The organism is Actinomycetospora sp. 2LY8.5 (assembly GCF_057180585.1).
Genome location: NZ_JBXUHE010000007.1, coordinates 142,094 through 168,097, shown reverse-complemented (window position 1 = coordinate 168,097; position 26,004 = coordinate 142,094). Strand labels below are relative to the sequence as shown.

24 protein-coding genes are annotated in these 26,004 nt (G+C 75.6%); 11 read left to right on the top strand and 13 right to left on the bottom strand.

Features of this window, described 5'->3' with window-relative positions; genetic code table 11:
* The first annotated feature begins 29 nt into the window (after positions 1-29).
* The 4 genes from AC2A1K_RS11920 (at position 30) to AC2A1K_RS11905 (ending at position 2,643) form a co-directional block, all read left to right on the top strand.
* Positions 30-566, top strand: coding sequence for a DUF3558 domain-containing protein (locus AC2A1K_RS11920; RefSeq protein ID WP_483896550.1), 537 nt, complete (start codon positions 30-32; stop codon positions 564-566).
* Complete coding sequence (locus AC2A1K_RS11915; RefSeq protein ID WP_483896506.1) at positions 563-1,147, top strand: nucleoside/nucleotide kinase family protein; 585 nt, start codon at positions 563-565, stop codon at positions 1,145-1,147. The genes AC2A1K_RS11920 and AC2A1K_RS11915 overlap by 4 nt, the downstream gene beginning before the upstream one ends.
* A gap of 34 nt (positions 1,148-1,181) precedes the next feature.
* A complete protein-coding gene (locus AC2A1K_RS11910; RefSeq protein WP_483896505.1) occupies positions 1,182-2,246 on the top strand; it encodes an EcsC family protein in 1,065 nt (354 codons plus the stop codon).
* 166 nt (positions 2,247-2,412) lie between these two features.
* Positions 2,413-2,643, top strand: coding sequence for a hypothetical protein (locus AC2A1K_RS11905; RefSeq protein WP_483896504.1), 231 nt, complete (start codon positions 2,413-2,415; stop codon positions 2,641-2,643).
* A 43-nt stretch (positions 2,644-2,686) separates the two neighbouring features.
* Here AC2A1K_RS11905 and AC2A1K_RS11900 read toward each other — a convergent pair whose 3' ends face one another.
* The gene (locus AC2A1K_RS11900) at positions 2,687-7,306 is read right to left on the bottom strand and encodes an AAA domain-containing protein (protein ID WP_483896503.1); all 4,620 of its coding nucleotides are present in this window, start codon (positions 7,304-7,306) and stop codon (positions 2,687-2,689) included.
* Between the two features lie 188 nt (positions 7,307-7,494).
* Between AC2A1K_RS11900 and AC2A1K_RS11895 the strand changes: the two genes are divergently transcribed.
* The 4 genes from AC2A1K_RS11895 to soxR are packed head-to-tail and all read left to right on the top strand — an operon-like array spanning position 7,495 to position 10,162.
* Positions 7,495-8,682, top strand: coding sequence for a DUF2786 domain-containing protein (locus tag AC2A1K_RS11895; protein WP_483896502.1), 1,188 nt, complete (start codon positions 7,495-7,497; stop codon positions 8,680-8,682).
* A 16-nt stretch (positions 8,683-8,698) separates the two neighbouring features.
* Entirely contained in the window at positions 8,699-9,118 is a 420-nt protein-coding gene (locus AC2A1K_RS11890) for a hypothetical protein (protein WP_483896501.1), read from the top strand.
* Between the two features lie 34 nt (positions 9,119-9,152).
* Positions 9,153-9,701, top strand: a complete 549-nt coding sequence (locus AC2A1K_RS11885) for an NADPH-dependent FMN reductase (RefSeq protein ID WP_483896500.1) — start codon at positions 9,153-9,155, stop codon at positions 9,699-9,701.
* A complete protein-coding gene (soxR, locus tag AC2A1K_RS11880) occupies positions 9,698-10,162 on the top strand; it encodes a redox-sensitive transcriptional activator SoxR (RefSeq protein WP_483896499.1) in 465 nt (154 codons plus the stop codon). The genes AC2A1K_RS11885 and soxR overlap by 4 nt, the downstream gene beginning before the upstream one ends.
* On the opposite strand, the gene AC2A1K_RS11875 is transcribed toward soxR, so the two are convergent.
* Both AC2A1K_RS11875 and AC2A1K_RS11870 read right to left on the bottom strand, forming a co-directional pair.
* A complete protein-coding gene (locus AC2A1K_RS11875; protein WP_483896498.1) occupies positions 10,155-11,039 on the bottom strand; it encodes an ABC transporter substrate-binding protein in 885 nt (294 codons plus the stop codon). The genes soxR and AC2A1K_RS11875 overlap by 8 nt on opposite strands.
* Positions 11,040-11,089: 50 nt before the next feature.
* The gene (locus AC2A1K_RS11870) at positions 11,090-11,437 is read right to left on the bottom strand and encodes a nuclear transport factor 2 family protein (protein WP_483896497.1); all 348 of its coding nucleotides are present in this window, start codon (positions 11,435-11,437) and stop codon (positions 11,090-11,092) included.
* 70 nt (positions 11,438-11,507) lie between these two features.
* Here AC2A1K_RS11870 and AC2A1K_RS11865 point away from each other — a divergent pair, with 70 nt between their 5' ends.
* Entirely contained in the window at positions 11,508-12,377 is an 870-nt protein-coding gene (locus tag AC2A1K_RS11865; RefSeq protein ID WP_483896496.1) for a LysR family transcriptional regulator, read from the top strand.
* A gap of 26 nt (positions 12,378-12,403) precedes the next feature.
* The gene (locus tag AC2A1K_RS11860) at positions 12,404-13,171 is read left to right on the top strand and encodes an EI24 domain-containing protein (RefSeq protein WP_483896495.1); all 768 of its coding nucleotides are present in this window, start codon (positions 12,404-12,406) and stop codon (positions 13,169-13,171) included.
* On the opposite strand, the gene AC2A1K_RS11855 is transcribed toward AC2A1K_RS11860, so the two are convergent.
* The 7 genes from AC2A1K_RS11855 to AC2A1K_RS11825 form a co-directional block, all read right to left on the bottom strand.
* Positions 13,144-13,554, bottom strand: a complete 411-nt coding sequence (locus tag AC2A1K_RS11855) for a DUF2399 domain-containing protein (protein WP_483896494.1) — start codon at positions 13,552-13,554, stop codon at positions 13,144-13,146. The two genes, AC2A1K_RS11860 and AC2A1K_RS11855, sit on opposite strands and share 28 nt — an antisense overlap.
* A 93-nt stretch (positions 13,555-13,647) precedes the next feature.
* Complete coding sequence (locus AC2A1K_RS11850) at positions 13,648-14,130, bottom strand: SRPBCC domain-containing protein (protein ID WP_483896493.1); 483 nt, start codon at positions 14,128-14,130, stop codon at positions 13,648-13,650.
* Complete coding sequence (locus AC2A1K_RS11845; protein WP_483896492.1) at positions 14,111-14,476, bottom strand: ArsR/SmtB family transcription factor; 366 nt, start codon at positions 14,474-14,476, stop codon at positions 14,111-14,113. The genes AC2A1K_RS11850 and AC2A1K_RS11845 overlap by 20 nt, the downstream gene beginning before the upstream one ends.
* 105 nt (positions 14,477-14,581) lie before the next feature.
* On the bottom strand, positions 14,582-15,742 hold the full coding sequence (locus tag AC2A1K_RS11840; protein WP_483896491.1) for a TIGR02678 family protein: 1,161 nt from the start codon (positions 15,740-15,742) through the stop codon (positions 14,582-14,584).
* An 82-nt stretch (positions 15,743-15,824) separates the two neighbouring features.
* A complete protein-coding gene (locus tag AC2A1K_RS11835) occupies positions 15,825-17,351 on the bottom strand; it encodes a TIGR02677 family protein (RefSeq protein ID WP_483896490.1) in 1,527 nt (508 codons plus the stop codon).
* Positions 17,348-21,490, bottom strand: a complete 4,143-nt coding sequence (locus AC2A1K_RS11830; RefSeq protein ID WP_483896489.1) for a TIGR02680 family protein — start codon at positions 21,488-21,490, stop codon at positions 17,348-17,350. The genes AC2A1K_RS11835 and AC2A1K_RS11830 overlap by 4 nt, the downstream gene beginning before the upstream one ends.
* Positions 21,491-21,514: 24 nt before the next feature.
* The gene (locus tag AC2A1K_RS11825; RefSeq protein WP_483896488.1) at positions 21,515-22,411 is read right to left on the bottom strand and encodes a phosphotransferase family protein; all 897 of its coding nucleotides are present in this window, start codon (positions 22,409-22,411) and stop codon (positions 21,515-21,517) included.
* A 31-nt stretch (positions 22,412-22,442) separates the two neighbouring features.
* Between AC2A1K_RS11825 and AC2A1K_RS11820 the strand changes: the two genes are divergently transcribed.
* Positions 22,443-23,210 (top strand): YaaA family protein, encoded by a 768-nt coding sequence (locus AC2A1K_RS11820; protein WP_483896487.1) that lies wholly within the window; start codon positions 22,443-22,445, stop codon positions 23,208-23,210.
* A 100-nt stretch (positions 23,211-23,310) separates the two neighbouring features.
* Here the strand turns inward: AC2A1K_RS11820 and AC2A1K_RS11815 are convergent, their stop codons facing one another.
* The 3 genes from AC2A1K_RS11815 to AC2A1K_RS11805 are packed head-to-tail and all read right to left on the bottom strand — an operon-like array spanning position 23,311 to position 25,984.
* The gene (locus tag AC2A1K_RS11815; protein ID WP_483896549.1) at positions 23,311-24,141 is read right to left on the bottom strand and encodes a serine hydrolase domain-containing protein; all 831 of its coding nucleotides are present in this window, start codon (positions 24,139-24,141) and stop codon (positions 23,311-23,313) included.
* Entirely contained in the window at positions 24,138-25,118 is a 981-nt protein-coding gene (locus AC2A1K_RS11810; RefSeq protein ID WP_483896486.1) for a serine hydrolase, read from the bottom strand. The genes AC2A1K_RS11815 and AC2A1K_RS11810 overlap by 4 nt, the downstream gene beginning before the upstream one ends.
* Complete coding sequence (locus tag AC2A1K_RS11805; RefSeq protein ID WP_483896485.1) at positions 25,115-25,984, bottom strand: mechanosensitive ion channel family protein; 870 nt, start codon at positions 25,982-25,984, stop codon at positions 25,115-25,117. Before AC2A1K_RS11805 ends, AC2A1K_RS11810 begins: the two co-directional genes overlap by 4 nt.
* Positions 25,985-26,004 lie beyond the last annotated feature (20 nt).

Below are 26,004 nucleotides of genomic sequence, written 5' to 3'. Positions count from 1 at the left end.
AGCCTGTTTGGGCGCTGGCGATCGCGGTCGTGTTGTTTATCGGCGGATGTGCTGCGCCACCTGGCGCACCCACTCCGCCACCTGGTCCCAACAGATACGGCGCTCCGCCCGTCTCCGATCCTCGCGACGTTCAGCCCTACGACGCCGCCCCGTGTCGAGGGCCCGTGAGCTCCGACGAGATGCGCACTCTCGGCTTCAGCGAGCCAGGTAGGGAGAATCGCCTCGGCACCGGCGCCAACTCGTGCACATGGGAGGACCACGGAAGCGAGCAATCAGTCAGCTTCGTCGTGTATCCGGCGAGAGACATCCTGGTGGACACCTACCGGACACGGCTCTTCCCGCTCTTCGTTCCGATCTCGGTTCAAGGGCTGCCTGCTGTGCGAGAGCAATCGTCGAGCGACGCGACCGCTTGCACGATCACGGTGGGCACCGCGGAGGGCCAGGGCTTCGTCTCCACGTACACACAGCTCGAGGTCGCGGCCGGCGAGCAGCCCGATGATCCGTGCGGTCGAGGTCAGCGGATCGTCGAGCGGATCGTCTCCAACCTCCAACCCCTCCAGAAGTGACATCACTCGACTCGTTCACGCGGCATCTCATCACCCTCCGACCCTCGGTCGGCACGACCGTGCTCATCGGCATCGACGGCTTCTCGGGTGCGGGCAAGACAGCACTGGCCGCGGACCTCGGCCGGCACGACGACATCACCACCGTCTCGATCGAGGAGTTCTATCTCGGGTGGGCGGGGCTCGCGGTCGGTCCGGCGCGGGCCGTGGCGGGTCTCGTCGAACCGCTGCGTCGCGGCCGGACCCCACGATGGCCGGCGTGGGACTGGGAGAACGACGCCGAGGGCCCGGAACGCGAGCGGCCGCTGACCACGCGGGTCGTCGTGCTGGAGGGGTGCGGCGCCGGGGCCCGCGTGCTGCGGGAGCACGAGGCGCTCACGGTGTGGGTCGACGCGGATCCGCAGGAGCGGGAGGACCGGCTCCGGCACCGCGAGGACTGGCCGCTCTACGCGCCGCACCGGGGCGCGTGGCGGCGCACGGAGCAGGCGCTCGCCGAGCGGGAGGGGCTTCCGGGCGCCGCGGACGTCGTCGTTCGGCGTCACGCCGACGGGTCGATGGAAACGCCGTCTTCTCGTCGTGGATGAGACTGCGTGTGGTCCTGGTGGGTACCGTCCGTTCGTGAGCACGACGACGGACGATCCCGCAGTCCCGACGCCGGACGTCTCCCCCAGCGACGCGGAGCGCTGGCGCGAGGTCGTTCAGTGGAAGGACCGGTCGATCCAGAGCTCGTCCGGGGTCTTCAGCCCGGTCCTCAACGGCATCGCCGGGGTCCGCGAGGAGGTCTCCTCGTTCCTCCGGCGCGTGCCCGGGGTCTCGCAGGTCGATGACGGCGTGCAGACCGCGCTCCACCAGCTGGCGGCGGCCGGCGCCGGGGCGGGCGCCGCGACCCTGCGCCGCGACGCGGTGTTCGCCGACTTCCGCGCGCGGGGCCACGACGTCACCGACTTCAAGGACATCCGGGACCTCGACATCGCCCAGATCGAGGCGGCGATGCCGCGGCTCGACCTCGGCTACACGGTCTTCGCCGGCGTCCAGGGCGGCGTCACGGGGGTCCTGACCACGACGGGCGTGACGGCCGCCGCCGGCGGGACGGGCGGCGCCGGTCTCGGCAGCCTGCCGGGGATCGCGGTGCTGGTCGCGGCGCTCACCGGCGACACGCTGCTCACCGTGGCGTCGTGCACCCGCGCCGTGGCGCACGTCGCTGCCTATCACGGGTACGACGTCACCAAGCGGTCCGAGCAGATCATCGCGCTCGCGGTCCTCGCCGTCGGGCTCTCGTCGGACGACGCCGCGCCGCAGGCCTACCAGGACCTGTCCGAGCTGATCACGGCGAAGACCGAGGAGAACCAGAAGCGCAAGCAGCAGCAGGTGCAGATCAAGCGCCTCGGCCAGGCGGTCTACCAGCGCCTGCTCAGCCAGATCGGCCAGCGGGAGCTCGCGCAGCTCGTGCCGGTGCTCGGCGTGGGTGTGGGCGCGGTGCTGTCGGCGCGGTTGCTCGCGAAGGTGGTCGACACCGCCGAGCACCTCTACCGCGAGCGCTTCCTGCACGACAAGTACGAGCTGCCGTTCGGCGTCGAGCTGCCCTTCGACCCGGCGCGCTACGCGCCCTATGTCGATGGCGAGCCCGACGACGGCGGCGACGACATGGACGACGAAGGCGACGAGATCTTCGCTGGCGCCTGACCCGCCGACACTCGAACGGCGCGGCGCCCACTCGGCGTTCATCGGGCGGTCACCGACCGGGAAGGTCACCGATCCCCGGTCCCCGTCCGGCCGACCTGGCGTCGGCCCGGCCGGCGACTGGCTGCGGACGTGAGCGGTCTCCTCGGCGTCGGGCGGGTGGGCGTCCGTGGTTGGCCTGCTCGGTGCCCTGGGTGTCGACGGCCTGCTGACGACCGCGACCTGCGTCCGCGCGGTCTCGCACATCGGGGCGAGCCACGGCTTCGCGGCGCGTTCCTCGGGACGCGCCTGCTGGCCCGGCTCGTCGACGACGCGAAGCGGCACCTACCGGACGCGCTACCTCTCAGAACGCGAGGAGTCGGCGTGTCGCGTCAGCGACGATGTGGCGATCCTGGCGTGAGACGCCAGCAATGCCGCATCGCTGGCACTCCCCTACGAGCACCTCAGCCCTCCGAGGACTCCGCAAGGTGGGCACGGACGTCGGCGACCGACGTGAGCACCTGGTAACCGAGCTCACGGAGGCGGGCGCGGGCCGGGTCGGTGACGTCGGGGGCGAGCACGACGGGCGGGGCGAGGGCCCGGCGGCTGATCCCGGTGGGCCAGAGCGCGGCGGCGTCGGACAGCACGCCGCCGCCACGGGGGTCGTGCACGCGCGCGTCGCGGCGCGGGGGCGGGAAGCCCTGGGCGGCGAGGTCGGCCACGAGGTCGTCGAGGGTCTCGGTCGCGGCGGCACCGAGGACCGTGCGCCCGGTGCGTCCGCGGCGCGGGCGATACTCGGTGTGGTCACCGGGCGCGGACTCGACGATCGCGAGCGGGCCGGTCGGTGCCTGCGGCGTGATGCCGGCACCCGACGCCGCGTCGAGCGCCGGGGCCAGGGCGCCCTCGGGGTCGTCGACGTAGCGGGACTCGGCGATCCGCACGACCGGCCAGCCGCAGCGGCGCAGGTCGTGCTCGGCCTCGACGTCGGCGCGGGTCACCGCGCGGCGCCGCTCGTCGCCGTCGCAGAGCACGGCGAGCCGGCCCGAGGCGCCGGTGACGACGAGGTCGAGCGTGCGTCCGTGCACCTCGACCTGCGGGACGACCGCGAACCCCAGGTCGGAGAGGTCGGCGAACACCCGCTGCGCGAACAGGCTCCCGAACGCCGGGTGGCGGTGCTCGCGGTCGACCTCGGCGGGCGCGGGGCGGTTCTCCGGAGCGCCGGCGGAGCCGACCGGTTCGACGGCGGTGACGTGCTCGAGGAGCTTGCGGCGCAGGTCGGACTCGGTGAGGTCGTCGACGCCCACCGAGTGGAAGAGCCACATCTGGTCGCGGGCGCGCGAGGCGGCCACGTTGAACGCCTGCCGGTAGCGCTCGGCGGTCAGCGCCACGAGCCGGTGTCCCGGCGCCACGACCATCGAGAGCCACACGATGTCGCGCTCGTCGCCCTGGAAGTCCGCGGCGACACCGACCCGCAGCCGGCGGGCCTCCCACTGGTCGACGCCGAGCCGGTCGCGCAGCAGGCCCGCGATCAGCTCGACCTGCCCGTGGCCCTGCAGCACGACCACCCCGAACGTCGCGCCCGCGTAGGCCGGGTCGTCGGCGCAGCGCGCCACGGCGTCGACGAGCGCAGCCGCCTCCGCGTCGTTGGCGAGCGACGACGCCGACCCACGGACCTGCGCGTCCGGCACGAACGTCGCGCGCAGCGGCGGGAGCCGGTCGGCGCCGAACTGCCGCAGCGGGACGAGGGGGTGATCGGCCTCGCCCGGACCGGAGTAGAACTCCCGCGACGACCAGCCGACGATCTCGGGCATCGAGCGGAAGTGCTCGCGCAGCCGGATCGGCGGCCCGAACGTCGCACGGAACACCGAGAACACGCTGGCCCGCGGGGTGAACTGGCTGCGCAGGTAGAACGGCACCTCGGGCAGGTCGGTCTCCAGCCGCGCGAACGCCGGCTCGAGCGAGCCGACGCCGACGTCGGCGGGAGTGCATTGCCGGTCGTCGCCGACGACGATCACCCGCGGCGCCAGCCAGAGCAGGAACAGGCTGGTCAGGTCGGCCTGGCTGGCCTCGTCGACGATCACCACGTCGAACGCGTCGGGGCGGGGTTCGACGGCGGCGAGCACCTCGCGGATCGGCATCACCCAGGCCGGCACGGCGTCGCGGGCGACCTCGACGGCCTCGCGGGCCGCGGCCCGGTAGCGATCGGCGTGGCGGCCGGTGCCCCGTCCGATCGCCGAGACCGAGGCGCGGTGGCTCTGCAGCGCGCGCATCTGCTCGGCGGTGATCCGGGTCAGCGACGCCCGCCACGCCTTCGCCGCCGCGAGGCGAGCCGTGGCGCCGGCGAGCTCGACGTCGAGGTCGGCGAGCCGGTCGGGCGCGTCCTCGGCGGCCGCCCACTGGCGCACCCGCGCCGAGGCCCGCGCGTACGCCCACGCCTGCTCGAAGCGCTCCTCGCGGTCCGGCCACGGCTCGGACGCGTGCGCCCGGAGCAGGGCGACGGCGCCGGGCGCGGCCGTGTCCAGGCGGTTCGCGAGGGCGTCGGCGCGCCGCTGGTCGCGGGACTCGGCGTGCGCGGCCTCGACCGCGAGCACGGCGTCGGCGTAGGCGTCGGGGTCGCGGCGGTGCAGGGCGTCGAGCACCGCGACCAGCTCCGGGGCCTGGCGTGCGGGCGGCACCCCGGCCTGGACTCGCTCGACGACCTCGTCGAGCTCGCCCCGCGCGAGCTCGGCCGCGCGGGTGTCGTCGACGTCCAGCGTCAGCGTGGTGAGCACGCGCAGGCGGGAGAGTGAATCGATCCGCGGGCGGTCGGCGGGCGGGAGCGCGGCGAGCAGCCGGCGCACCCCCGTCGCCGCGGTCAGCACCCGGCCCACCGCCAGGCACGTCGCCCGCAGCGCCAGGACCTGCTCGACGAGCAGCGCGCGGTGCTCGGCGCGGCGCAGCGGGTGTCCGAGCGGGCCGAAGGCCTCGGAGAGGCGGTCGGTGATCTCGAGGATGCGCAGGTGGTGGGCGATCGCGGACGCCCCGTTGACGGTGGCCGGCTCGGCGCCGTGCACGTGGATGCCCGCGAGGAAGGGCTCGACGGCCTTCTGCTCCTCGGGCTTGAACATCCGCCGGGTCGTGCCGCCGTCGGCGAGGAACGTCGCGAAGCGCTCGAAGGCCGGTGCGGCGGCGGCGACGTCCACGGTGTCCTCGACGCGGACCTGCGCCGAGCCGGCGCGGCGGTCGTGCTCGAGCACCGCGTCGACGGCGCGCAGCCCGTCGGTCGCCCGGGCCCACAGGTGCCCGGCGCGTCCCGAGAGCACGGCATCGGTGACCCCGTGCGCCCACTCGGCCTCGTCCCCGGTCTCCCCCAGCTCGGCCAGCGCGTCGGCGACCCGGCGGCTCACCCCGGGCAGGTGGGCGGCGGCGTCGGGAGGCAGGCCGCCCAGCGCGGCGACGATGTCGCCGACGTCGCCGGAGGTGGCGTCGAGCCCGCGCAGGACGGCGGCGGCGAGCTCGGCGACGTGGTCCTCGGGCGGCAGCTCGACCGGCTGCGGCAGCACCAGTCGGGACCGCTCGCGGCGTTCCGGGGTCTCGCTCGCGAGCAGGGTGCGCAGCGCGCGGAACTCGGCGGTCGAGAGCGGCGGGGACGCGGGGAGGTCGACGTCGGGACCGACGACGTCGGCGAGCCACCCGTCGCGCTCGTGGGCGGCCTGCAGCCGGCGGACGATCTCCGCGCGCGTCCCGGTCATGCCCGGGCCGAGGTCGCGCTGGACGGTGGTCTCGGCGGCGCGCTCGGCGACCAGGGCGTCGAGCGCCGCCTCGCGCTCGGCGAGCAGCCCGTCACGGCGCTCGGTCAGCTCGGCGACGGCCTGCTCGGCCTCGTCGGGGTCGAACTCGGTGCTGCGCGCGGCGAGCCCGGCGATGCCCGCCCCGAGGCTGGGCTCCTCGTCACCCGCGTCGGCCAACGAGATGCACAGGTCGCGCATCTCCGAGGGCAGCTTGTCGCGCAGCACGCGCAGGGCCTGCGCCTTCTCGCTGGTGACGAGCACGCGGCGGCCCTCGGCGAGCAGGGCGCAGAGCAGGTTGGCGATCGTGTGGGTCTTGCCGGTGCCCGGCGGACCCTCGACGACGACGCCGGAGTCCCGGCCCAGCCGCCCGAGGATGCGGCCCTGCGCGGCGCCGACGGGCAGCGGGAACAGCGGGTCGCCGACGGGCGGCTCGTCGTGGCCGGTCCGCGCGAGCCACGCCGCGCGGTCGGCGGGTTCGATGGCCGCGACGAGCTGGGCGAGGCCGACCGGCAGGGGCCTGCTGTCGTCCGCCAGGTCCTCGACCATCGCGTCGTAGAACGTGCGCAGCGCGGCAGCCCCGCGGCGGCGTGCGACGAGGGTGGGTGCGGGCACGAGGACGGTGTCGGGTCCGGTCGGGCCGATCCAGTCGTCGCCACGGGTGTGCTCGACCCGCAGGCGGCGGTCGGCCCAGCCGGCGAGGACGCCGAGGAGGTCGGGGGCGAGGGGCGAGGCGGGTGCGGGGACCTCGGCGTGGACGGTGTCGTCGACGAGGCCGGTGCCCGCGAGGAGCTCGTCGTCCTCCCACGCGGCGGCGTCGCCGGCGAGGGTCACGACCATGTCGTCCCCGTCGTGCTCGATGCGCACCGGGCGGGCGAGCAGGTGCACACGGACGTCCTGGTCGGGGGCGTGCAGCAGTCCGCCGGCGAGGACCAGCTCGACCGCCTCGGGCTGGTCGGCGGCGGCGCGCATGAGGTCGAACAGCGCGTCGAACGTCGCCCGCATCGGACCCTCGGCGGGCGCGCGGAGGATCTCGTCACCGGCCTCCTGGGGGCGGCGGATCGCGGACTGGTCGGCGACCTCGACCAGGGGCAGCTCGCCGACGTGGTGGCGGGTGTGACGCACCGGGCGCGCGCGGGCCAGGGCCACGCGCCGCAGGACGCCGACGAACCGCTGGACCCGGTCGCGGAGGGCGGGGTCGTGCTCGGGTGCCTCGGGCTCCTGGAGGTGTCCGACACCGTTCTCCGAGGTGCCGTTCGCGCGGGTCGCGGCGTCCGGGTGCGCGGTCGGGCTCCCGACCGGCTCCTGCGGCACCACGACCACGCTCCTTCCCTGTGCGTCGGCCCCCGGCTCCGACGGACCACAATCGCATCCCGTCCCCGGGCCGACCACGCGTGCCCGGGTCCGACGGGCTCTCGTCCGGGGGAACCGTCCGGGGAACCCGGTGGAACCGTGCGGGGCCCGGGGCCGTCGAACCCCGTGACGGACGCGGGCAGGGAGGGCGGATGGTGACGAGCACGGGGTCGGGCGACCCGCAGGAGGCCGCGCGCTTCCTGGCCGGTCTGGCCGCGGCCGGCGGGCGCGGCGAGCAGGTCACGGCCGTCCTGCGGGCGCGCTACGGCTCGGCACGGACGCTGCTGGCGGGCGCCGAGCTGGCGCTGCTCGACGCGGCGGACGCGCTGCACGCCCGCGGGTGGGGTCCGCGCGACGTCACCGAGGTGGTGCGCCGACGGCTGTCCGGCGGACGGGTGGTGCTCGCGGTCGACGTCCTGAGCGCGGCGGCAGCCCGCCGCCCGCGGGGTGACGCGTCGCTCGAGGCCGACCTCGCCTCGCTGGGCGCCGAGCCACCGGCGCGCGACGTACCGCTGGTGGCGCAGTGGAGCTCGGTGCGCGGGCTCGATCCCGACGACGCGCTCGCCGCGAGCGTCGCCCTGGTGGGCCTGTGGCACACGCTGCCGACGCTGCCTTGGCTCGGCGAGGAGCAGCGGGCGCCCGAGGGGGTCGACGCCCGCGTGCTCGCGCGGGTGCGGGGGCTGCTGGCGAAGGCCGAGTCCACCGAGTACCCCGAGGAGGCCGAGGCGCTCTCCGCCAAGGCCCAGGAGCTGATGGGTCGGCACGCTCTCGAGCAGGCGTTGGTGGCCGGTCCCGCCGAGTCCGCGCCGCGGGCGGCCGCCCGGCGGCTGTGGCTCGACGCGCCCTACGCGAGCGCCAAGTCCAGCCTCGTGCACCAGGTGGCGAGCGCCAACCGGTGCCGGGCGGTGAGCCTCGCCGCGCTCGACATGGTCACGGTGATCGGGCACGCCGCCGACCTCGCGACCGTCGAGCTGCTGGTCACGTCCCTGCTGGTCCAGGCCGACCGGGCGATGCTGGCCGCCGACGACGGATCGGTGCCCCGGTCGCGGACGCGATCGTTCCGCCACGCCTTCCTGCTCGCGTACGCGACGCGCATCGGCGAGCGCCTCACCGCCGCCGCGCACGAGGCCCAGGCGCACGCGCGCGCCGAGCTGGGCGAGGGCTTGCTGCCGGTGCTCGCCGCGCGGGCCGAGATCGTGGAGCGCACGGTCGGCGAGCTGTTCCCCCGTCTGACGCGCCGTCGGTTCAGCGTCGGCAACGGCGAAGGGTGGGCCGCCGGGCGCGCCGCGGCCGACGCCGCCAGCCTCACCCCGGGCCGCGACGCGCTCGCCGACCGGTAGGGGCGAGGATGTCGGCATGGCCGGCCACCGCGATCGTCGCGCCGAGAAGCAGCGACGACGCGACGCCAAGCGGGGTCGATCGCAGCCCGAGCGGCCCGAGCGGCCCGAGCGGCCCGACGCCCCGGGGTTGCCGCCCGAGACGCTGCAGGCCCTGCTGCGACGCGCCGCGGCCGACCTCGCCGGTGGCGAGGAGGGCGCGCTCACCGAGCTGCGCCGCGTCCTCGCCGAGCACCTCGCGCGGCGCCGGGAGCGGGTCCTGGCGGCCTGCGACGTGGTGACGGCCGAGGTTCGGGTCGGCGACTCGGACACCGATCTCGGCGTCGCCCTGGTCGGCGGCGAGACCGTGTCGGCCTGGGCGGAGCGCAGCGGTGTGCGCACCGAGGAGGCGGCGGTCGCGACGGTCCGCCTGCTCGCATCCTTGATGCGAACGCCTTGACCTGAACTATGGTCGAGGTTTTACGGTCGCTGTCATGACCGAGTCAGCAGACCCGATCCGACTCGCGGTGGTCACCGGCAGCGTCCGTGACGGGCGCTTCGGTCCGGTCGTCACGGCGTGGTTCGCCGGGCAGGCCCGCCGGCGGCCCGAGTTCTCCGTGGACGTCGTCGACCTGCTCGAGACCGGCCTGGACGCCGGATTCGCCGAGCGGATCGGCGCCGCGGACGCCGTCGTGATCGTGACCCCCGAGTACAACCACAGCTTCCCCGGCCCGCTGAAGACCGCCCTCGACGCGAGCGGGGGCCGGTGGCGCGACAAGCCGGTCGGCTTCGTCGCCTACGGCGGGCTCTCCGGCGGGCTGCGCGCGGTCGAGCACCTGCGCCCGGTCCTCGCCGAGCTGCACGCCGTCGGGCTGCGCGACACCGTCAGCTTCCACGGCGCCGCCGCGGCCTTCGACGAGACCGGACACCCGCGCGAGGAGGTCGCCGACGACGCCGCCGCCGTGCTGCTCGACGCGCTGGCGTGGTGGGCCCGGACCCTGCGGCGCGCCCGGCTCGAGCACGCGACGGGGAGCCCGGCATGACCGACCGCGACCACCCGCGTCCCTACCCCGGCCAGGAACTGTCGGTCGGCGAGGTCGCCGAGCGCAGCGGCGTCGCGATCTCCGCCCTGCACTTCTACGAGCGTGAGGGCCTCATCCACAGCCGCCGCACCTCCGGCAACCAGCGGCGCTTCCGCCGCGAGGTGCTCCGCCGGCTGTCGTTCATCCGCGTCGCCCAGCGCGTCGGGATCCCGCTCGCGGAGATCCGCGCCGCGCTCGACGGCCTGCCCGACGGGCGCACGCCGAACCGCAAGGACTGGGAGCGGCTCTCCGCGCAGTGGCGCGAGGAGCTCGACGACCGCATCCGCCGGCTCCAGCAGCTGCGCGACGACTTCACCGGCTGCATCGGTTGCGGGTGCCTCTCGCTGGACCGCTGCGGCCTCGCCAACCCCCACGACCGTCTCGCCGCCGACGGTCCGGGTCCGCGCAAGCTGGTCAGCTGAGTGCGGCGATGCGCCCGGGCGGTGGCGCCGGGACCGCGTCGGGGTGCAGGGCGTGCGCGATCGCCTCGATGCCGTCGACCAGCCGCGGGCCGGCGCGCACCACGTAGGACGCGGAGTCGACGGCGAGCAGGGGGACGCCCGGCAGGCGCGCGCGCACCGCCTCGGCCTGGGCCACGGCGTCGCCGAGCCCGAACCCGCACGGGGCGACGAGCACCACGTCGGGCCCCTCGGCGGCGGCGTCGTCCCAGGTGGTGGCGACACTGCGGCCGCCGTCGATCCCGGCGAGCGGCTCCCCGCCCGCGCGCCGGACCATCGCGGGCACCCAGTGTCCGGGCAGGAACGGCGGGTCGACCCACTCGAGCGCGAGGACGCGGGGGCGGGGTCTTGTCTTCACGGCGCGGTCGATGCTCGCCAGCCGCTCGTGCAGGTCGGCGACCACCGCGGCCCCGGCGTCCAGTGCCCCGGCGGCCCTCGCGACGCCGGCGATGGCGTCGAGGACCTCGTCGAGGGTGTGGGGGTCGACGGTCAGGACGGTGGCGTCGAGGTCGAGCGTCTCCAGGGCGTCGGCGACCGTCGAGGCCGGCAGCGCGCACACCCGGCACAGGTCCTGGGTGAGCACCAGGTCCGGCGCGGCGTCGCGCAGGGCGTCGCGGTCGAGGTCGTACTGGGGGAGGTTCTGTGCAGCGCGCTCGCGGACGATCCGGTCGATCTCTCCGGGCGCCAGACCCGCCGGCAACACGGTGTCGACGACCACCGGCCGCGTGGCCCGGATGCCCTCGGGCCGGTCGCACTCGAAGGTGACGGCCACGAGGTCGTCGGCGAGCCCCAGCGCGCCGACGATCTCCGTGGCCGCGGGCAGCAGCGACGCGATCCGCACCTGCCCGACCCTATGTGAGTACTTTCCGGGCCTATAGGCCCGGAAAGTACTCACGAGGCGAGGAGCGGGCGCGGGTCGAAGATCGCGCGGATGGTGCGGGCGCGGCCGTCGACGACGTGCGCCCAGTTGACCGTCAGCATCGGAGCGTCGGTCTCGGTGGTGTGCAGGTCGTAGACGGTGCAGACGTCGGGGCCGTCGGCGAAGACGTGCTTGACGTCCACGTCGGCGACGATGCCCAGCAGCCCGTGCAGGGACGTCACGTTGTCGTCGACGCCCTCGACGTGGCCCATCGGGCCGTCGAAGACGACATCGTCGGCGAGGACGTCGCGCAGCGACTCGGCGTCGTGTCGGCGCCAGGCGTCGAAGTAGGCGGTCATGGTCTCGGTGGGAGTGCGCATGCGTCCAGCCTGGGCGCCACCACGTCAGAAGTCGAAGAGCTGATAGCGCTCATTGCGATAACCTCGGCTGATGGAGCTGCACCAGCTGCGCTACCTCGTCGCGGTCGCCGAGGAGGGCGGGTTCACACGGGCCGCGGTCCGGGAGCACGTCGCCCAGCCCGGCATCAGCGCGCAGATCGCCCGGCTGGAGCGCGAGCTCGGGCAGGTGCTCTTCGACCGGTCGGCCCGTGGAGTGCGCCTGACCCCGGCGGGCGAGGCGGTGCTGCCGCACGCGCGCGCGGCGCTCGCCGCCGTCACCGGCATCCGCGACACCGCCGACGAGCTCGCCGGACTCGTCCGCGGCCGGGTGTCGGTCGGGATGGTGCGCGGCGGCGGGGTGATCGACCTCCCCGGCCTGCTCGGCGACTTCCACCGCGACCACCCCGGCGTCGAGATCCGGCTGGTCGAGGCCGCGACCGACGCGCTGCTCGACGGCCTGCGCAACCACGATCTCGACCTCGCATGGGTCGGCCGCGACGGCGACCCGCCCGCGGATCTCGAGGTCGATGTGGTCCTCGACGTCCCCCTCGTCGCCGCGACCCCGCCGGGCGGGCCGCTCGGCGACACGGTCACCGTCGTCGAGCTCACCGAGCACACGCTGATCGCGCTGCCGGTCGGCGCCGGCGTGCGGGCGGCGCTCGACCGGGCCGCGGCCGAGGGCGGGGTCACCCTGCATCCGGCGCTGGAGGCGGGCTCGCCGCCGGTGCTCGTCGACCTCGCGCGCCACGGCCTCGGGATCGCCGTCGTCCCGTCACCGGCGGTGGCCGACCGTGACGACGTCCGCGCCGTGCCGATCACCCCCGAGGTCCGCGCGCAGATCGACCTCGCCCGGCGCCGCGACGCCCCGCTGAGCCCCGCCGCCCGCGCCCTGCTCGACCGAGCCCGGGCCTGGATCGCCTGACTCGCCCGTCCGGGACAATCGCGACCGTGGACCTGGTGCTGGGGCTCCGGCTGTTCGTGCGCGGCGCGGTCACGGTGCTGCACACCCCGCGCCTGCTGCTGCTCGGCGCGATCCCCGCGCTGATCGTCTCGGTGCTCTACCTCGGGGCGCTGGGCACGCTGGTCGCGTGGCTGCCCGATATCGCGGCGGCGCTGACGCCCTTCGCCGACGGGTGGTCCGAGGCGCTGCGGACCGGCGCCCGGATCGCCGCGGGCGCGGCCGTCGTGGCGGCCGGCGCGGCCGTCGCCGTGGTCACCTTCGTCGCCGTGACGCTCGCGGTCGGCGGCCCGTTCTACGACAAGCTCGCCGAGATCGTCGACGAGGGCGTCGGCCCGGTGCCGGGCGTGGTGGAGCCGTCCTGGGTGCGCTCGGTGGGCCGGGGGGTGCGGGACGGCCTGCTGCTCGTCGGGCTCTCGGTGCTCGCCGCGATCCCGTTGTTCGTGCTGGGCTTCGTGCCCGTCGTCGGGCCGGTGCTCGCGCCCGTGGCCGCGGCGCTGGTCGGCGGGCGGCTGCTGATGATCGAGCTCACCGCCCCGGCCCTGCAACGCCGCGGCCTGAACTTCGGTGCCCGGCGCCGGCTCCTGCGCACCCGCCGTCTGGCGACGTGGGGCGTCGGCGTGCCCACTTATCTGCTCGCGGCGATCCCCTTCGTCGCGGTCCTCGCGATCCCCGCGGCCTCGGCCGCCGCCACGCTGCTCGCCCGCGAGCTGCGCGGGGAGCCGACCGATCAGGAGCGCCCGGCCTCCCTGGCGTGAGCGGCGAGGACCTCGCCCACCACGCGCTCCTGCTCGACCGCGCGGCCGACCAGCGAGACCTCGGCCTGGAGCGCCGGGTCCCAGGGGGTCGGGGGGGACGGCCGCAGGAACGATCGACGGCAGATCGGCCTCGGTCGCCTCGGCGACTGCGGCTCGTTCGTCCAGCGCACCCGTCCGCCAGGGGACACGCCCCGGCGGCGTCGCCGAGACGTGATTCCGAGCCCTCCGGGGCCGACGTCGCCGTGGTGTCGGGCGGACGCTCCGGCCGCCGTCAGCGCGTCGAGGAGGAGCACCGCACCGAGGCCTCGACGGTCGAGGGTGTCGGAGACCTTCTGCCAGAGCGGGTCGAACGCCGGCTCGAGGAGCACGGGCGGGACGGTCACCGGCTCAGTGGAGCACGGCGCACGGAGTCCCCGCCGTCATGATCGACGGGCGATTTCGGACGTTCAGTGTCAGCGACGCCACGTCGCTGACACTTACGCCGGCTCGTACGCGGCCCAGTCGGGCATCGGGGTGCCGGCGAGGCTCGCGCCGAGGCGGTCGAGGTACCAGCGCCAGCCGGCGTCCATGTCCTCGCGCCGGAAGCCCTCGAGCAGGGTCTGAGCGAAGACGAGGACGGCGCCGGAGCCGTGGGGTTCGACGGTGAGGTCGAGCTCCCAGGCCTGCCCGTCGGACTCGGGCAGCCGGACGACGAGATGGCGCGGCGGGTCGCAGGCGAGGATCCGCACGTCCATCGGCTCGGTGACCTCGCCGCCCGCGTCGGCCTCGCCGGTCATGGTGAACGCGACGGTGCGCCCGACGCCGGGCTCGCCGCTCCAGGTGCCGATCCAGCGCCCGAGCCGCCCGGAGTCGGTGATCGCGGCCCACACGTCGTCGACGGGGTCGGGGTACTCGCGGCGCCACACCAGCGTGGTCGTGCCGTCGGGTTCGGTGCGGGTCTCAGCCGGCGGCGTGATCATCGTCTGCTCCTTGCTCGGTGAGTCGGCGGGCGCGCCGGCCGCGGTGCATCTCGGTGTCGAGGGCGTCGAGTCGGCTCGCGGGGCCCGGTGGTGCGAGGGGCCGGAATCGCCCCAGCCAGGCGTCGAGCTCGGCCAGCGGGCGGCGGTCGAGGGCGTAGATGCGGTGCTGGCCCGCGACCCGGGACGTCACGAGCCCCGCCTCGCGCAGCACCCGGAGGTGACGGCTGATCGCGGGGCGGCTGATTGGGAAGTCGGCGGCGAGCTCGCCCGCCCCGACCTCGCCGTCCGCGAGGCGCTCGACGATGGCCCGGCGGACCGGGTCGGCGAGCGCCTCGGCGGGGAACACGGTAAGATATGTAACCAATGCTTTCATTAACCGTCAAGTTACTCATGCGCGGCGAGCGCGTGGCGATACGGACGCTCACCGTCAGCGACGCCACGCCGCTGACGGTCAGAGCAGCGTCGGCTGCTCGTCCTCGTGGTCACCCTCGGCCACGGTGACCGCCGGGGCGTAGCGCGCGGCGGCGGGCAGGACGCGCAGGGAGCCCTCGGCCTCGCGCGCCACGAGGCGCATCGCCTCGAGCAGCCCCACCACGTCGGCGGCGAAGCGCTCGGCGTCGGCGATCGCGGCCTTCGACCAGTACCGCCCGTACTCGCCGACCAGCTCCGTGAGCACCTCGCGCACCGACGGCCACGGGATCGGGTCCGGGTCCTCGGCCGGCCGGAACTGGTAGATCAGCTCGCTGACCAGCAACAACGCCGCGTGCGCCACGGTGCCGCTGCCGGGGAACGCGATGTCGGAGCAGCCGCCGTCGACGTCGAGCGCGGCAAAGCCCTCCTCGCGCGCCTCCACTACGAGCCCGGTGCGCGCCTCGACCCGCCGCGCCTCGTCGCCGGCGTGACGGCGGAGCTCGGCGAACCGCGCGGGGTCGAGGTCGCCGGCGAGCACCACGGGGTCCTCGACGAGCCGGCGCCGGGCCGCCGTGGACGCCGACCCCCGCTCGCGCGCCCGGACGAGCAGGTCGTCGGCCGACTCGGCGCCCGCGACCGCGCCGGTCGGCAGCAGCGCCATCCGGTCGTTGCGGACCTCGAGCAGCGCGTCCGCGTCGGCGTCGTGCTCGTAGAGGCCGACCCCGCGGTCGAGCTCGCGGATCATCCCGTGCGCGATCAGCCAGCGCAGGGCGGTGACCAGCGCCCGGCGCGACGCCGTGTCGGTGTCCATGACGATCCCGGCCTCGGCGGCCGCGGAGTGCACGCCGTTGACGAGGTCGCGCAGGCTCGTGCGGTCGGGTCCCGACGTCGTGGCCGCCAGCACCAGGGCGAGCGCCGTGTACTCGGCGGGCGTGAACGCGCGCGGCGTCGTCGAGATCGTGCGCAGCGGCCGGTCGGCGGGCACGTGCCCCACCTTGACCAGGCGCGCCGTGTCCGCCGTGACGACCAGGCGGTAGTTCAGCTCCTGGGTGAACCACGCGTCCAGGGCGTCGGCGTACCGCCGGACCAGCGCGACGATCTCGGGGTCCTGCTCGGCGGTGCGCCAGGGCCGCGCCAGCAGCGCCCGCGTCGCGGTGACGAGCTCGCCGTCGCGCTGCGGATCGCTCCGTGCGGCGGTCACCGGGATCCCACCCGAGTGATCAACGGGGAGTTCGAGCGCCTAGAAGCAGCGAACAGCGCGTTCGCTGCAACAAGCCGGGCCCTCACGGCGCCGACTCCACGGTCAGAGTGAGGTCGCGGACGCGCAGGGCGCCGGCGTGGGTCGGGACGGTCGTCGACGTCCCGGGCGCGCGGGCGACGGTGCAGCGCACGCCGTCGAGCGCCACGGTGCCCGAGGCCGCCGCCGGACCGAGATCGGCGACCGCGCGGGTCAGCACGCGCTGCAGCTCGCGCAGGGCGGGCTCGGACAGGCGCGCGGTGAAGCCCTCGGCTCCGATCTCGAGCAGTTCCGCGCGGGCCGCCGCTGCCCGCTTCTCGGCCTCGGCGCGCCGGGCCAGCAGGTGGCGACGCTCCTGGCTGCGGTCCTGCACGCGGCCGGTGCGCCCACGGCTGGTGGCGTCGCCGCGCTCGCGCAGGCTGATCGGCACCTGGGCGGTCGGCGCGTCCCACCACGACATCGACGCGTCGACGGGGTCGGTGTCGTCGCCGCCCGCGCCTCCGAGGTGCCGGGCGCCCGCGAGCCCGAACGCGGCGGCCGCGAGCTCGTGCGCCGACGAGGGGTCGCCCCGGTCGAAGAACAGCGCCAGCCGCAGGTAGTCGGCGCGCCGCGAGGCGCCCGCCGTGCCCGTGCGGGAGAGGCGCGTGAGGTTCTGGGTCAGGGTGCGGACGGCGTCGACGGCGTCACGCTCGAGGACCTGGATGCGGCTCGGGCGCCCCACGCCGCCGACGAACCAGGATGCGAGGTTCTCCCAGTCGGCGGTCGACGCGCCCGGTTCCCGACGCACACGCACCGACGTCAGCCCCGCCGCCGCCACGCGCGCCGCCAGCCCGTCGGCCGCCCGCTCCACGATCACCGGCACCCGCGGCAGCACCGTCTCCAGCAGCGACGCGAGCGGGCGAGCACGGCGGCGCAGGGCCTCGAGGCGCTCGCCGACGTAGCCGACGAGCACCTCGGAGAAGAACGCGAACTCGTCCTCGTCGAGGTCGAACCGCGACTGCCACTGGTTGATCGCCGCGAAGAACTGGGTGATCTCCGCCGAGAACGCGACGTGCGGGTCGAACACCGCCCGCACGGCCTCGGCGAGCCTGGTGGGTGGTGCCGTCGCAGGATCCAGTTCGACGAGGAGATCCAGCCCCGCCCGCACCTGGTCGAGACGCCCCAGCGACACGTCGCGCACGTCGTCGACCTGCGCGAGCACACCCTCGACGAGGTCGTGCACCTCCTGGCCGACCCGGGTGATCAGGTAGCGGTTGCGGCGCCGGTAGTAGTCCTCGACGGTGCCGACCTGGCCCACCGACGCCGACACCTCGAGGTTGCCCCAGCCCCGCAGCGCCTCGAGCCGCGCGGTCACCGTCTGCTCGTCGAGCTCGGTGCCCGCCTCCGCGAGCCGCGCGGTGACCTCGGTCGGCGTCAGCTCCGCGAAGAACGTCCCGGCGAACACCGCGAGGATCGCCCGGTACTCCGGCGACTCGGTGACGTAGGCGAAGACGCTCGTGCGGATCCCCGCGCGGAGGGTCGAGCTCCGCTCCCCTATCGGCGTGCCGAGTTCGACGTCTCCCGGCGACGTCATGCGTGTACCTCCAGCGCGGTCCCGTCCCACCGGTAGTGCACGAGGGCGATCGCGCGCAGCTCCGGGTCGCGCAGCACCTCGGTGATCGCCAGCGCCGGGACCGTCGGGTGCGTGCCCCACAGCCGTTCCGAGGTGACGACGAAGTCGACGTCGAGATCCACGAGCAGCCCGAAGAGCTTGGCGTGGTTGTCCTCGGACACCTTGGCGAAGGCGTCGTCGAGCAGCACCAGCCGTGGCGCGCCGACGCCGTGGGGATCATGTGCCGCGGCGCTCGCGGCCGCCGCCGCGGCCATCGGCAGCACCGTGACCAGCTTCTTCTCGCCCTCCGAGAGCGTCGTGCGCCGGGTGAGCAGCTCGTCGCTGCGACCCGGGCGGCGCAGGTAGAGCCGCATCTCGTGCCACGTGCGGTAGTCGAGGACCTCGCCGATGACCGTCCGGTACGACGCCTCGGGGTCGCGGACCCGGGCCGCCTCGACGAGCGACTTCACCGCCTCGCGGACCTGGTCGTCCTCCTCGGGCGAGCGCAGGTCGGGGTGCTTGCCGAGCAGCTCCAGCGCGGTCGCCGTCTCCGGGTCGAGGTCGCCGCGGGGCCGCCAGTCGAGCCGCACGCCGATGCCCTGGCTCGACGTGACGCCCTTGAGGATGCGGTTCATCCGGTCGACGAGCTCGCGCGCGGAGAACAGGGCGTCGGCGACCTCCCGGGCGATCCGGCCGTGCAGCAGGTTGCGCAGCGCCTGGTCCTGCTGCACCGAGAGCAGGCTCGTCGCGCGGCGGCGCTGCACCGCGACCCGGTGCACCATCTGCGCAAGCACTGCCCGCGACGGCCCGCTGACGTGCACGCCGAGCGGCATCCCGTCGGCACCCCGGCGACTCTCGATGTCCCAGCCGCTGGCGAGATCGTCACGCGCGCTGCGCAGCGCCTTCTCCAGGGCGTCCTCGCTGACCGCGCGCCGCGGGGCGGGCAGCCGGTCGCGCAGGGCGGCGACGAGCTCCTCGGCGCCCTCGACGGTGTCGGCGACCGAGGGCAGGGGCTCGAGGGCCGCCTCCTCGTCGTCCTCGGCGGGCTCGGCGGGCTCGGGGGGCTCGGGGGGCTCGGCGTCGACGGCCCGCTCCGCCGCCTGCAGCAGACCCGGCACCGTGGCGGCCTCGGCCAGCCGGCCCCGCGCCGACCGGGCCGCGTGCTGCTTCTCGTCGAGGGCCCGGCGGGTCTCCTCGAGCGTCATCTCGGCCTTCGACAGCGCCACCGCCGCGGCGGTCTGCTCCTCGCGAGCGCTCTCGAGACCGGTGGCGATCCCCCGCAGCCGCTCGTCGAGCTCCCCGACACGCGCGGCGACCTTGGCCGGCTCCTCGCCGAGGGACTCCTCGATCGTCGTCAGCTCGGTGCGCACCGAGGCCGCCCGGGAGCTCGCGTCGCGGTGCTCGCCGACGGCGGTCGCGTGGTCGGCGGCGTCGCGCTCCCAGGCGGTGATCGCCTCGCGCCACGCGCGGGCCGTGCGGGCGACGCGGTCGCGGGCCGAGTCGACCGCGGCGAGTGCCCGCTCCGCGTCGACCACCGCCTCGAGCAGGCCGTCGAGCCGGTCGGGGTCGGTGGGGACGCCGGCCTCGCCCGCGCCGCGCGACAACGACGCCCACGCCTCGTCGGCCCGGCGGCGGGCGTCGGTCGCGGCGGTCGCGAGCTCGCGGTGCCGGGCCTCGGCGCCCTCGGCGTAGCGGACGGCGCCGGTCGCGGCGGCCACCGCGTCGTCGACCCCGCGGGTGCCCGGCAGCTCGGCGACCAGCCGGCGCAGGGCCTCGGCGTGCGCGTCGAGGTCGTCGGCGACGGCCCCGGCGGCGTCCCGGCGGGTCTGCGCGTCCGCGATCGCCGCGGCCAGCTCCGCGAGCCGGCGTGTGCGCGCCTGCGCCCGCGCCCCCGCGCCGACATGTTCGGCGGCGGCCTTCGCGTGACGACCCCGCACGGGGCCGGCGGCGAACGTGCCGTCGGTCGCCACGCGCACCGCCCCCGACGACGTGCCGACCGCGGCCAGGACCCCGGCGACCGCGTCGACGGCCACCGCCCCCGTGTCCACCGGCGCGAGCAGGGTGTCCAGCGCGGCGCCCTCGGCCGGCGTCGCGGCGCTGACCACGAGATCGCCGGCCCGCAGGCTCCCGTTCCCGTCGACGCGCGCGGTGAGCAGGCCCGACGCCTCCAGCGCCGCCTCGAGCCCGGCGCGCTCGGTGTCGTCGAGGTGCTCGCGGAAGTCGACGAGCGCGGCCAGCAGCACGCCGTCGGCGACGTCCCCGTCGGCCCGCCACGACGCCCTCGACAGCGGCAGCTCGCCGGCCGCCTCGACCCGCTCGTGGTCGGCGCGCAGGCCCGCCAGTTCCTGGTCGATCTCCTCGACGCGTGCGGCGGCGCGGCGGCGTGCTCCGTCGAGGGTGCTCGTGACGTCGTCGGCGGAGCGCCGGGCACGGGTGCGCCGGGTGTCGGCGGCGTGGCGCAGGTCGTCGTCGGCGGCCTCGGGCTCCGCCGCCGGCACCGTGAGCCAGCCCGTCGAGCCGCCGGGCTCGGCGGCCGGCGCGTCGGCGGCGTGCTCACCCAGGCGTCGGGTCCACCCGGCGACCGCCTCGGCGTGCTCGTCGGCGGCGGCCCGCGCGGCCCGGCGGGCGGCGGCGGCCTGCTCGGCGGCGGCCTCGTGCGCGGCCTGCGCCTCGCTGGCGGCGGACTCCGCGGCGTCGGCGGCCTCGGTCGCCCGGCGCGCGTCACGGGCGTGCTCGGCGACCTCGCGGACGGTCGTGCGGTGGGCGCGCAGGGCATCACCGACGGTGGTGAGGTCGAGGGCGCCGGTGAGGTCGTGCTCCTCGTCCGGCACCTCGACCGTGGTCTCGCCGACCTCGTCGCGGTGGGGTTCGGTGACCGGCGCCGGCGGGTCCGGCAGCTGCGCGACGACGCCGGGCGCGGACGCGGCGCGGGCGGCGTCGGCGACCGCGCGGAGGTGCTCGGCGACCCCGGCGAGGTCGGAGTCGAGCTGCCCGCGCGCCGCGGTGACCGTCGCGGCCGCCGCGACGACGCGCTCGCGGGCCCGGGTGCGGTGGCCGTCGAGGGTGGCGGCGTGGGCGTCGGCGCGGGCGACCTCGTCGCGGCGACGGACGAGGTCGGCGTGCGCGGTGTACTCGGGCAGCGCCGCGAGCCCGGCGCGCTCGGCGGTGGCCTCGGCGTGCTCGTCGGCGAGGTCGCCGGTCGCGCTCGCCGCCGCCTCCTTCGCCGCCGTGGCCTTGTCGACGCCGGTGCGGTCGCGGTCGACGCGCTTCGCCGCGGTGCGGGCGGCGTCGACCGCGGCGGCCGTGTCGTCGACCGCGGCGGTGAGCACGCGACGGGCGTAGTCGGTGTAGGTCTCGACCGCCCCGTCGAGCGCCTCGGCGGTGCGGGCGAGGTCGGTGACGTTGCGGCGGTGGTCCTCGAGGTCCTCGAGCGGCTGGGCCGCGTCGTGCACCGCGTCCTCGGGCACCGGCGGCAGCGCCTCGCGCAGCGTGCGGGGCAGGTCGGTGTCGATGCGGTCGCCGACGCGGGGGTTGCGGACCTGGTGCAGCAGCCGGAAGTACGCGGTCGGGTCGACGCCGCCGAAGAACCGGCGGGCGATCTCGGCCCGGTACTCGGCGGTCGAGGTGAACACCTGGCCGCGCGTGCCCAGCTCGGAGCGCAGGACGTCGATGGAGAACGGGACGTCGGCCTCGGTGAGGCGCAGGTCGATCCGGACCCGGCGGTCGGTGGAGAACCACCAGGTGGCGACGCGGTCGGTGCTGCGGTTGGCGCGGATGCCACAACCGACCGTCCGGTACTCGCTCGGCCCACCCTCCTGGCTGCGTTCGAACTCGATCCACAGGTAGCCGGTGCGCTGGGTGTCGTCGTGGTCGGAGAGCATCCAGCTGCGCAGCACCCCACGCTGCTCGCCCGCGGCGTCGATCTTGCGGACGTCCGCCTCGAGCAGGAACGGCAGCAGCATGTTCATCGCCGTCGACTTGCCCGACCCGTTGACCCCCCGCAGGAGCAGGCGTCCGTCGGCGAAGTCCAGCACCTCGTCCTGGTACTGGTAGACGTTCAGGATGCCGGCGCGGGAGGGCTTCCAGCGCAGCCGGTCGTCTCCCTGATCCTCTCCTGGCACCCGGACGAGGGTACGGAGCCGGGTTCAGGTGCCCGCCAACCAGTCGGGGTCGCCGACGAGATCCAGCACCTCGCGAGGTGTGTCGCCGAACCGCGGGTCGCCGGCGGCGCCCCGCTGCCAGGTCAGGGCGCGGGCGATGACGCCGGCCCGGCAGGCGGTCTCGGTGAGCCTTCGGAGCTCTGTGAGTGTCCCGAGGTCGCTGTAGACCTCGAGGTAGGCGTCGCGGGGGCGGGTGACGGCGGGATCGTCGGCGTCGACCTGCAGGGTCCGCCGCAGGGAGCCCAGGGCCACGAGCAGGCTCGCGAACGGGTGGGCGAGCACCGCGTCGCCCCAGTCGGCGAAGCGGCCGTCGCGCAGGACGTTGCCGACGTGCAGATCCTGGTGGTCGACGGTCCCGGGGGCTGTGCCGTCGAGCTCCTCGGACCACTGTCGGACGAGGTCGCGGTCGTCGTGACCGCCGATCCTGGCCAGGGCCTCCTCGTACCGCGCGGGGAGCACGGCCGGGGTGGCGTCGGGCACGCCGAGGGCGCGCATCGCATCGAGGTGGGGCGCCACCCGGCGCTGGAGGTCGGCGTAGCGGGGCAGGGCGGCGGTCATCGCGGTGGAGGGGTCGTCGCCCTCGTCGCGGACGCTCGGGCCGGTGTCGGGCAGGAGCAGGCGGTGGTGCGGGGCGTCGACGGCGAGCGGGGTGGCGACGGCGTCCGGGGCGACGTGGGCGAGCAGGGCGTGCAGCCCGACCTCGGGCGCCATGCCGGGCGCCGGTTCCTTGAGCCAGACGGGCCCGTCGGCGGTGGGCACGCGCAGGACCGTCGACCAGGCGCGGTGGCGCTGGGTGACCTCGCCGGTCGGGTGCCGTCCGGTGACCGTCGCGATCCACGCGAGCACCTCGTCGCGCCAGGCCTCGGTGCCGCGCTCGCTCACCCGCTCATGGTGGCCGACTACCGTGCCGGGCGTGCTCGTCGTCCTGCCCCCGTCGGAGACCAAGGCGCCCGGAGGCCGCGGGCGCCCGCTCGACCTGGACGCGCTGTCGTTCCCGTCGCTGAACCCGACGCGCAAGGTGCTCGTCGACGAGGTCGTCGCGCTCGCCGCCGACCTGCCCGCGTCGCGGGCGGCGCTGGACATCTCCGAGCGCCAGGACGACGAGATCGCCCGCAACGCCGCGCTGTGGACCTCGCGCACCGCGCCCGCACTGCGCCGCTACACCGGCGTGCTCTACGACGCGCTCGACCCCGCGTCGCTGACCACGGCGGCCCGGCGACGCCTGGTGGTGTGCTCGGCGCTGTTCGGGCTCGTCGGAGGCACCGACCCGATCCCGGCGTACCGGCTCTCGGGGGACAGCGCGCTGCCCGGCCGTGCGGGAGATGGAGCGGGGCGGAACTCGACCGGCAGGAAGAGCCTGCGCACCCTGTGGCGCCCGGAGCTGATGCCGCTGCTCGCCGAGCACGACGACCTGGTCGTGGACCTGCGCTCCGGTCCGTACATGGCGCTCGGCCCGGCCCGCGGAGCCGTCACCCTCGACGTCCACAGCGAGGCCGCCGACGGCTCGCGGACCGTGGTGAGCCACGCGAACAAGTCGCACAAGGGCCACGCGGCCCGGCTCCTCGCGTCCTCCCGGCGGCGGCCGAAGGACGCGGGCGGGGTGCTGGCGCTCCTGCGCGACGCGGGTCTGCGCGTCGAGCAGGCGTCCGACGACGCGCTCGTCCTCGTCGTCCCGCGCTGACCGGTTCGAACGCCTCGTCGGCGTGTCGCGCTTGCGAGCATGTGGCGATCCTGGCGTCACATGCCAGCGATGCCGCATCGCTCGCACAGCCGCCCGGACCTCAGAGCTCCGCGAGAACGGCGTCGGCGAGGGGCGGCCAGGCGGCCTTGGCCCAGTCGCCGAAGGCGCGGTCGGCGAGGGCGACGCAGGCCACGCCGGCGTCCGGATCCACCCACAGGAAGGTCCCCGACTGGCCGAAGTGCCCGAAGGTGCGCGCCGAGTTGGTGGCGCCCGTCCAGTGCGGCGACTTGCCGTCGCGCAGCTCGAAGCCCAGCCCCCAGTCGTTGGGCTTCTGGTGCCCGAAGCCGGGGATCGTGCCGTTCAGCCCCGGGAACTGCACCGTCGTCGCCTCGGCCAACGTCGACGCGTGCAGCAGCGTCGGCGCCTGGAGCTCGGCGGCCAGGCGCAGGAGGTCCTCGACGGTCGAGGTCGCGCCGTGCCCCGGCGAGCCGTCGAGCGTCGTCGCCGTCATCCCGAGCGGCGCCAGGACCGCCTCGTGGAGGTAGTCGGCGAACCCGATGCCGGTCGCCTCCTCGATCGTCGTCGCGAGCACCTCGAAGCCCGCCGACGAGTAGAGCCGCCGGGTACCCGGCTCGGCGACGACGCGGTGCTCGTCGAACGCCAGGCCGGAGGTGTGCGCGAGCAGGTGGCGCACGGTCGCGCCCTCGGGCCCGGCGGGCCGGTCGAGGGTGACCGCCTCCTCCTCGATCGCCACCAGCGCCGCGATCGCCACGAGCGGCTTGGTCACCGACGCGAGCGGGAACCGGCGGTCGGTCGGCCCGTGGGTGCCGCGCACCGTGCCGTCGGCGCCGACCACCCCGGCGGCGGCGTGGTCGACGGGCCAGTCGTCGATCTGCGCGAGGCTCTGCACCCCCGCGACCCTATGGGTCAGCCGGCGAGGGCATCGCGAGCCGCCGACGCCGCGTCGTCGAGCAGCGTGCGCGCGGCGTCGTAACCGCGTGGCTGGTTCGACAGGAGCACCACGACGTAGCGCCCGTCCGCGTCCGGGAAGCCCGCCGAGTGCAGGTCGACGCTCGACCCGATGCAGCACAGCCAGCCCTGCTTCGCCACCGCGCTGCCGCGCCGACCGGGGTCGAGCAGGCCGAAGCCCTGGTCGAACCCGTCCGCGGCCGTGGACGGGGCCGCCGCGAGCGCCTGCAGGACGACGTCCCGGTCGGCCGGGGCCAGCCGGGTCGTGACGAACGCGTAGAGCGCCGCCACGTCACGCGCCGACGTCTCGACCTGACCCCACTGCCCCGACTCGTCCGGCGGGCTCGTCCGGGTCAGCCCGAGCGCCGAGGACACCCGGCGGATGCCCTCCGGGCCGCCGTAGCTCGACCAGAGCGCGTTCATCGCCTCGTCGTCGCTGAGACTGAGCGCGCGGCGGATCCGCTGCTCGTCGGCCGGCGACGTCTGCACCTGGCCGGCCTCGCGGCGGGTCAGGATGTCGACGACCGTGAACAGCTTGGCCACCGAGGCCGCCCGCAGCGGGGCACCGCCCTGGTCGTTGGCGACGGTCTGGCCCGTCGTGCGGTCCAGGATCGCCACCCCGAGCGTCACGCCGCTGCGCTCCTGCGCCGCCGACGCGGTCGCGTCCACCGCGGCCTGGGCCCGCGACGGCGGCGGTGCCGGCGTCGTGGTCGGTGCCTGACTCAACGGAGTAGCCGGCGCCGGCGTGGGTGCGGGCGCCGGAGCCGGGGCGGACCCGCCCGTGGAGCATCCGGCCACCAGCGCCACGGCGACGAGCGCGGTGGCGCAGCGGCTGCGGCGGAGCCGGCGGCGGGGGAGCACGGGAGGATCCTCCGCCCGCCGGGGTGAGGTGCGCGAGACGGGACGCCCGTGGTCGGGCGACGTCACAGCGGCGGTCACGCCGCCAGCATCACCTCGTCGGCGCGCAGCGCCGCCACGACCCGCTCTGTCATGGCGCGCTGGACGGCCCACTGGCGACCGGGCTTCGTACGAGCCGTCAGTCGGAGGGTCATACCGGACGCCGAGAGCTCCTGGACGCCGAGCACCTGCGGCTTCTCGAGGACGTCACCGCCGTGCCCGTTGTCGTCGATCGCCGCGACCGCGGCCTGCTCGGCGATCGCGGCGGCGCGGGTGACGTCCGTGTCGAGCGCCAGTGGGATGTCGAGGACGGCGACGGCGTGGTCCTGCGAGCCGTTGCCGACGCGCTCGATCGTGCCGTTGCGGACGTACCAGACCATGCCGGTGACGTCACGGACCGTGGTCGTGCGCAGGCCCACGCGCTCGATGGTGCCGACGGCGTCGCCGAGGTCGACGTGGTCACCGACGCCGTACTGGTCCTCGAGGAGCATGAAGATCCCGGACAGGAAGTCCTTGACGAGGTTCTGCGCACCGAAACCGATGGCGAGCCCGACCACACCGGCCGAGGCGAGCACCGGCGCCAGGTTCACGCCGAACTGGCCCAGGACCATCATGAACGCCGTCCCGAAGATCAGGATGCTGGCCGCGTTGCGGATCACCGAGCTGACGGTCCGAGCGCGCTGGGCGCGGCGGGCGGAGCCGAACGCCTGGATACGGTCGGCGTCGGTGACCCCGCGCTTGCGGCGCAGGAGCGAGAGCAGACCCGGCACACCCGCACCGTTGGCCACGTGGCCGATGACGCGGTTGATCACGAAGCGCAGGACCACCGCCACGGCGACGATCACGGCCACGGCGATACCCGTGTGGATCAGGCTCTCGAGGGTCAGGGCAGACGGGGAGAACGGCACGGCAACCACCTCGGGGAGCG

Coding starts and splice junctions, on each gene's coding strand:
- AC2A1K_RS11895 (WP_483896502.1), top strand. CDS start 7,495: ATGGTGACGAGCACGGGGTCGGGCGACCCGCAGGAGGCCGCGCGCTTC.
- AC2A1K_RS11890 (WP_483896501.1), top strand. CDS start 8,699: ATGGCCGGCCACCGCGATCGTCGCGCCGAGAAGCAGCGACGACGCGAC.
- AC2A1K_RS11885 (WP_483896500.1), top strand. CDS start 9,153: ATGACCGAGTCAGCAGACCCGATCCGACTCGCGGTGGTCACCGGCAGC.
- soxR (WP_483896499.1), top strand. CDS start 9,698: ATGACCGACCGCGACCACCCGCGTCCCTACCCCGGCCAGGAACTGTCG.
- AC2A1K_RS11870 (WP_483896497.1), bottom strand. CDS start 11,437: ATGCGCACTCCCACCGAGACCATGACCGCCTACTTCGACGCCTGGCGC.
- AC2A1K_RS11865 (WP_483896496.1), top strand. CDS start 11,508: ATGGAGCTGCACCAGCTGCGCTACCTCGTCGCGGTCGCCGAGGAGGGC.
- AC2A1K_RS11850 (WP_483896493.1), bottom strand. CDS start 14,130: ATGATCACGCCGCCGGCTGAGACCCGCACCGAACCCGACGGCACGACC.
- AC2A1K_RS11835 (WP_483896490.1), bottom strand. CDS start 17,351: ATGACGTCGCCGGGAGACGTCGAACTCGGCACGCCGATAGGGGAGCGG.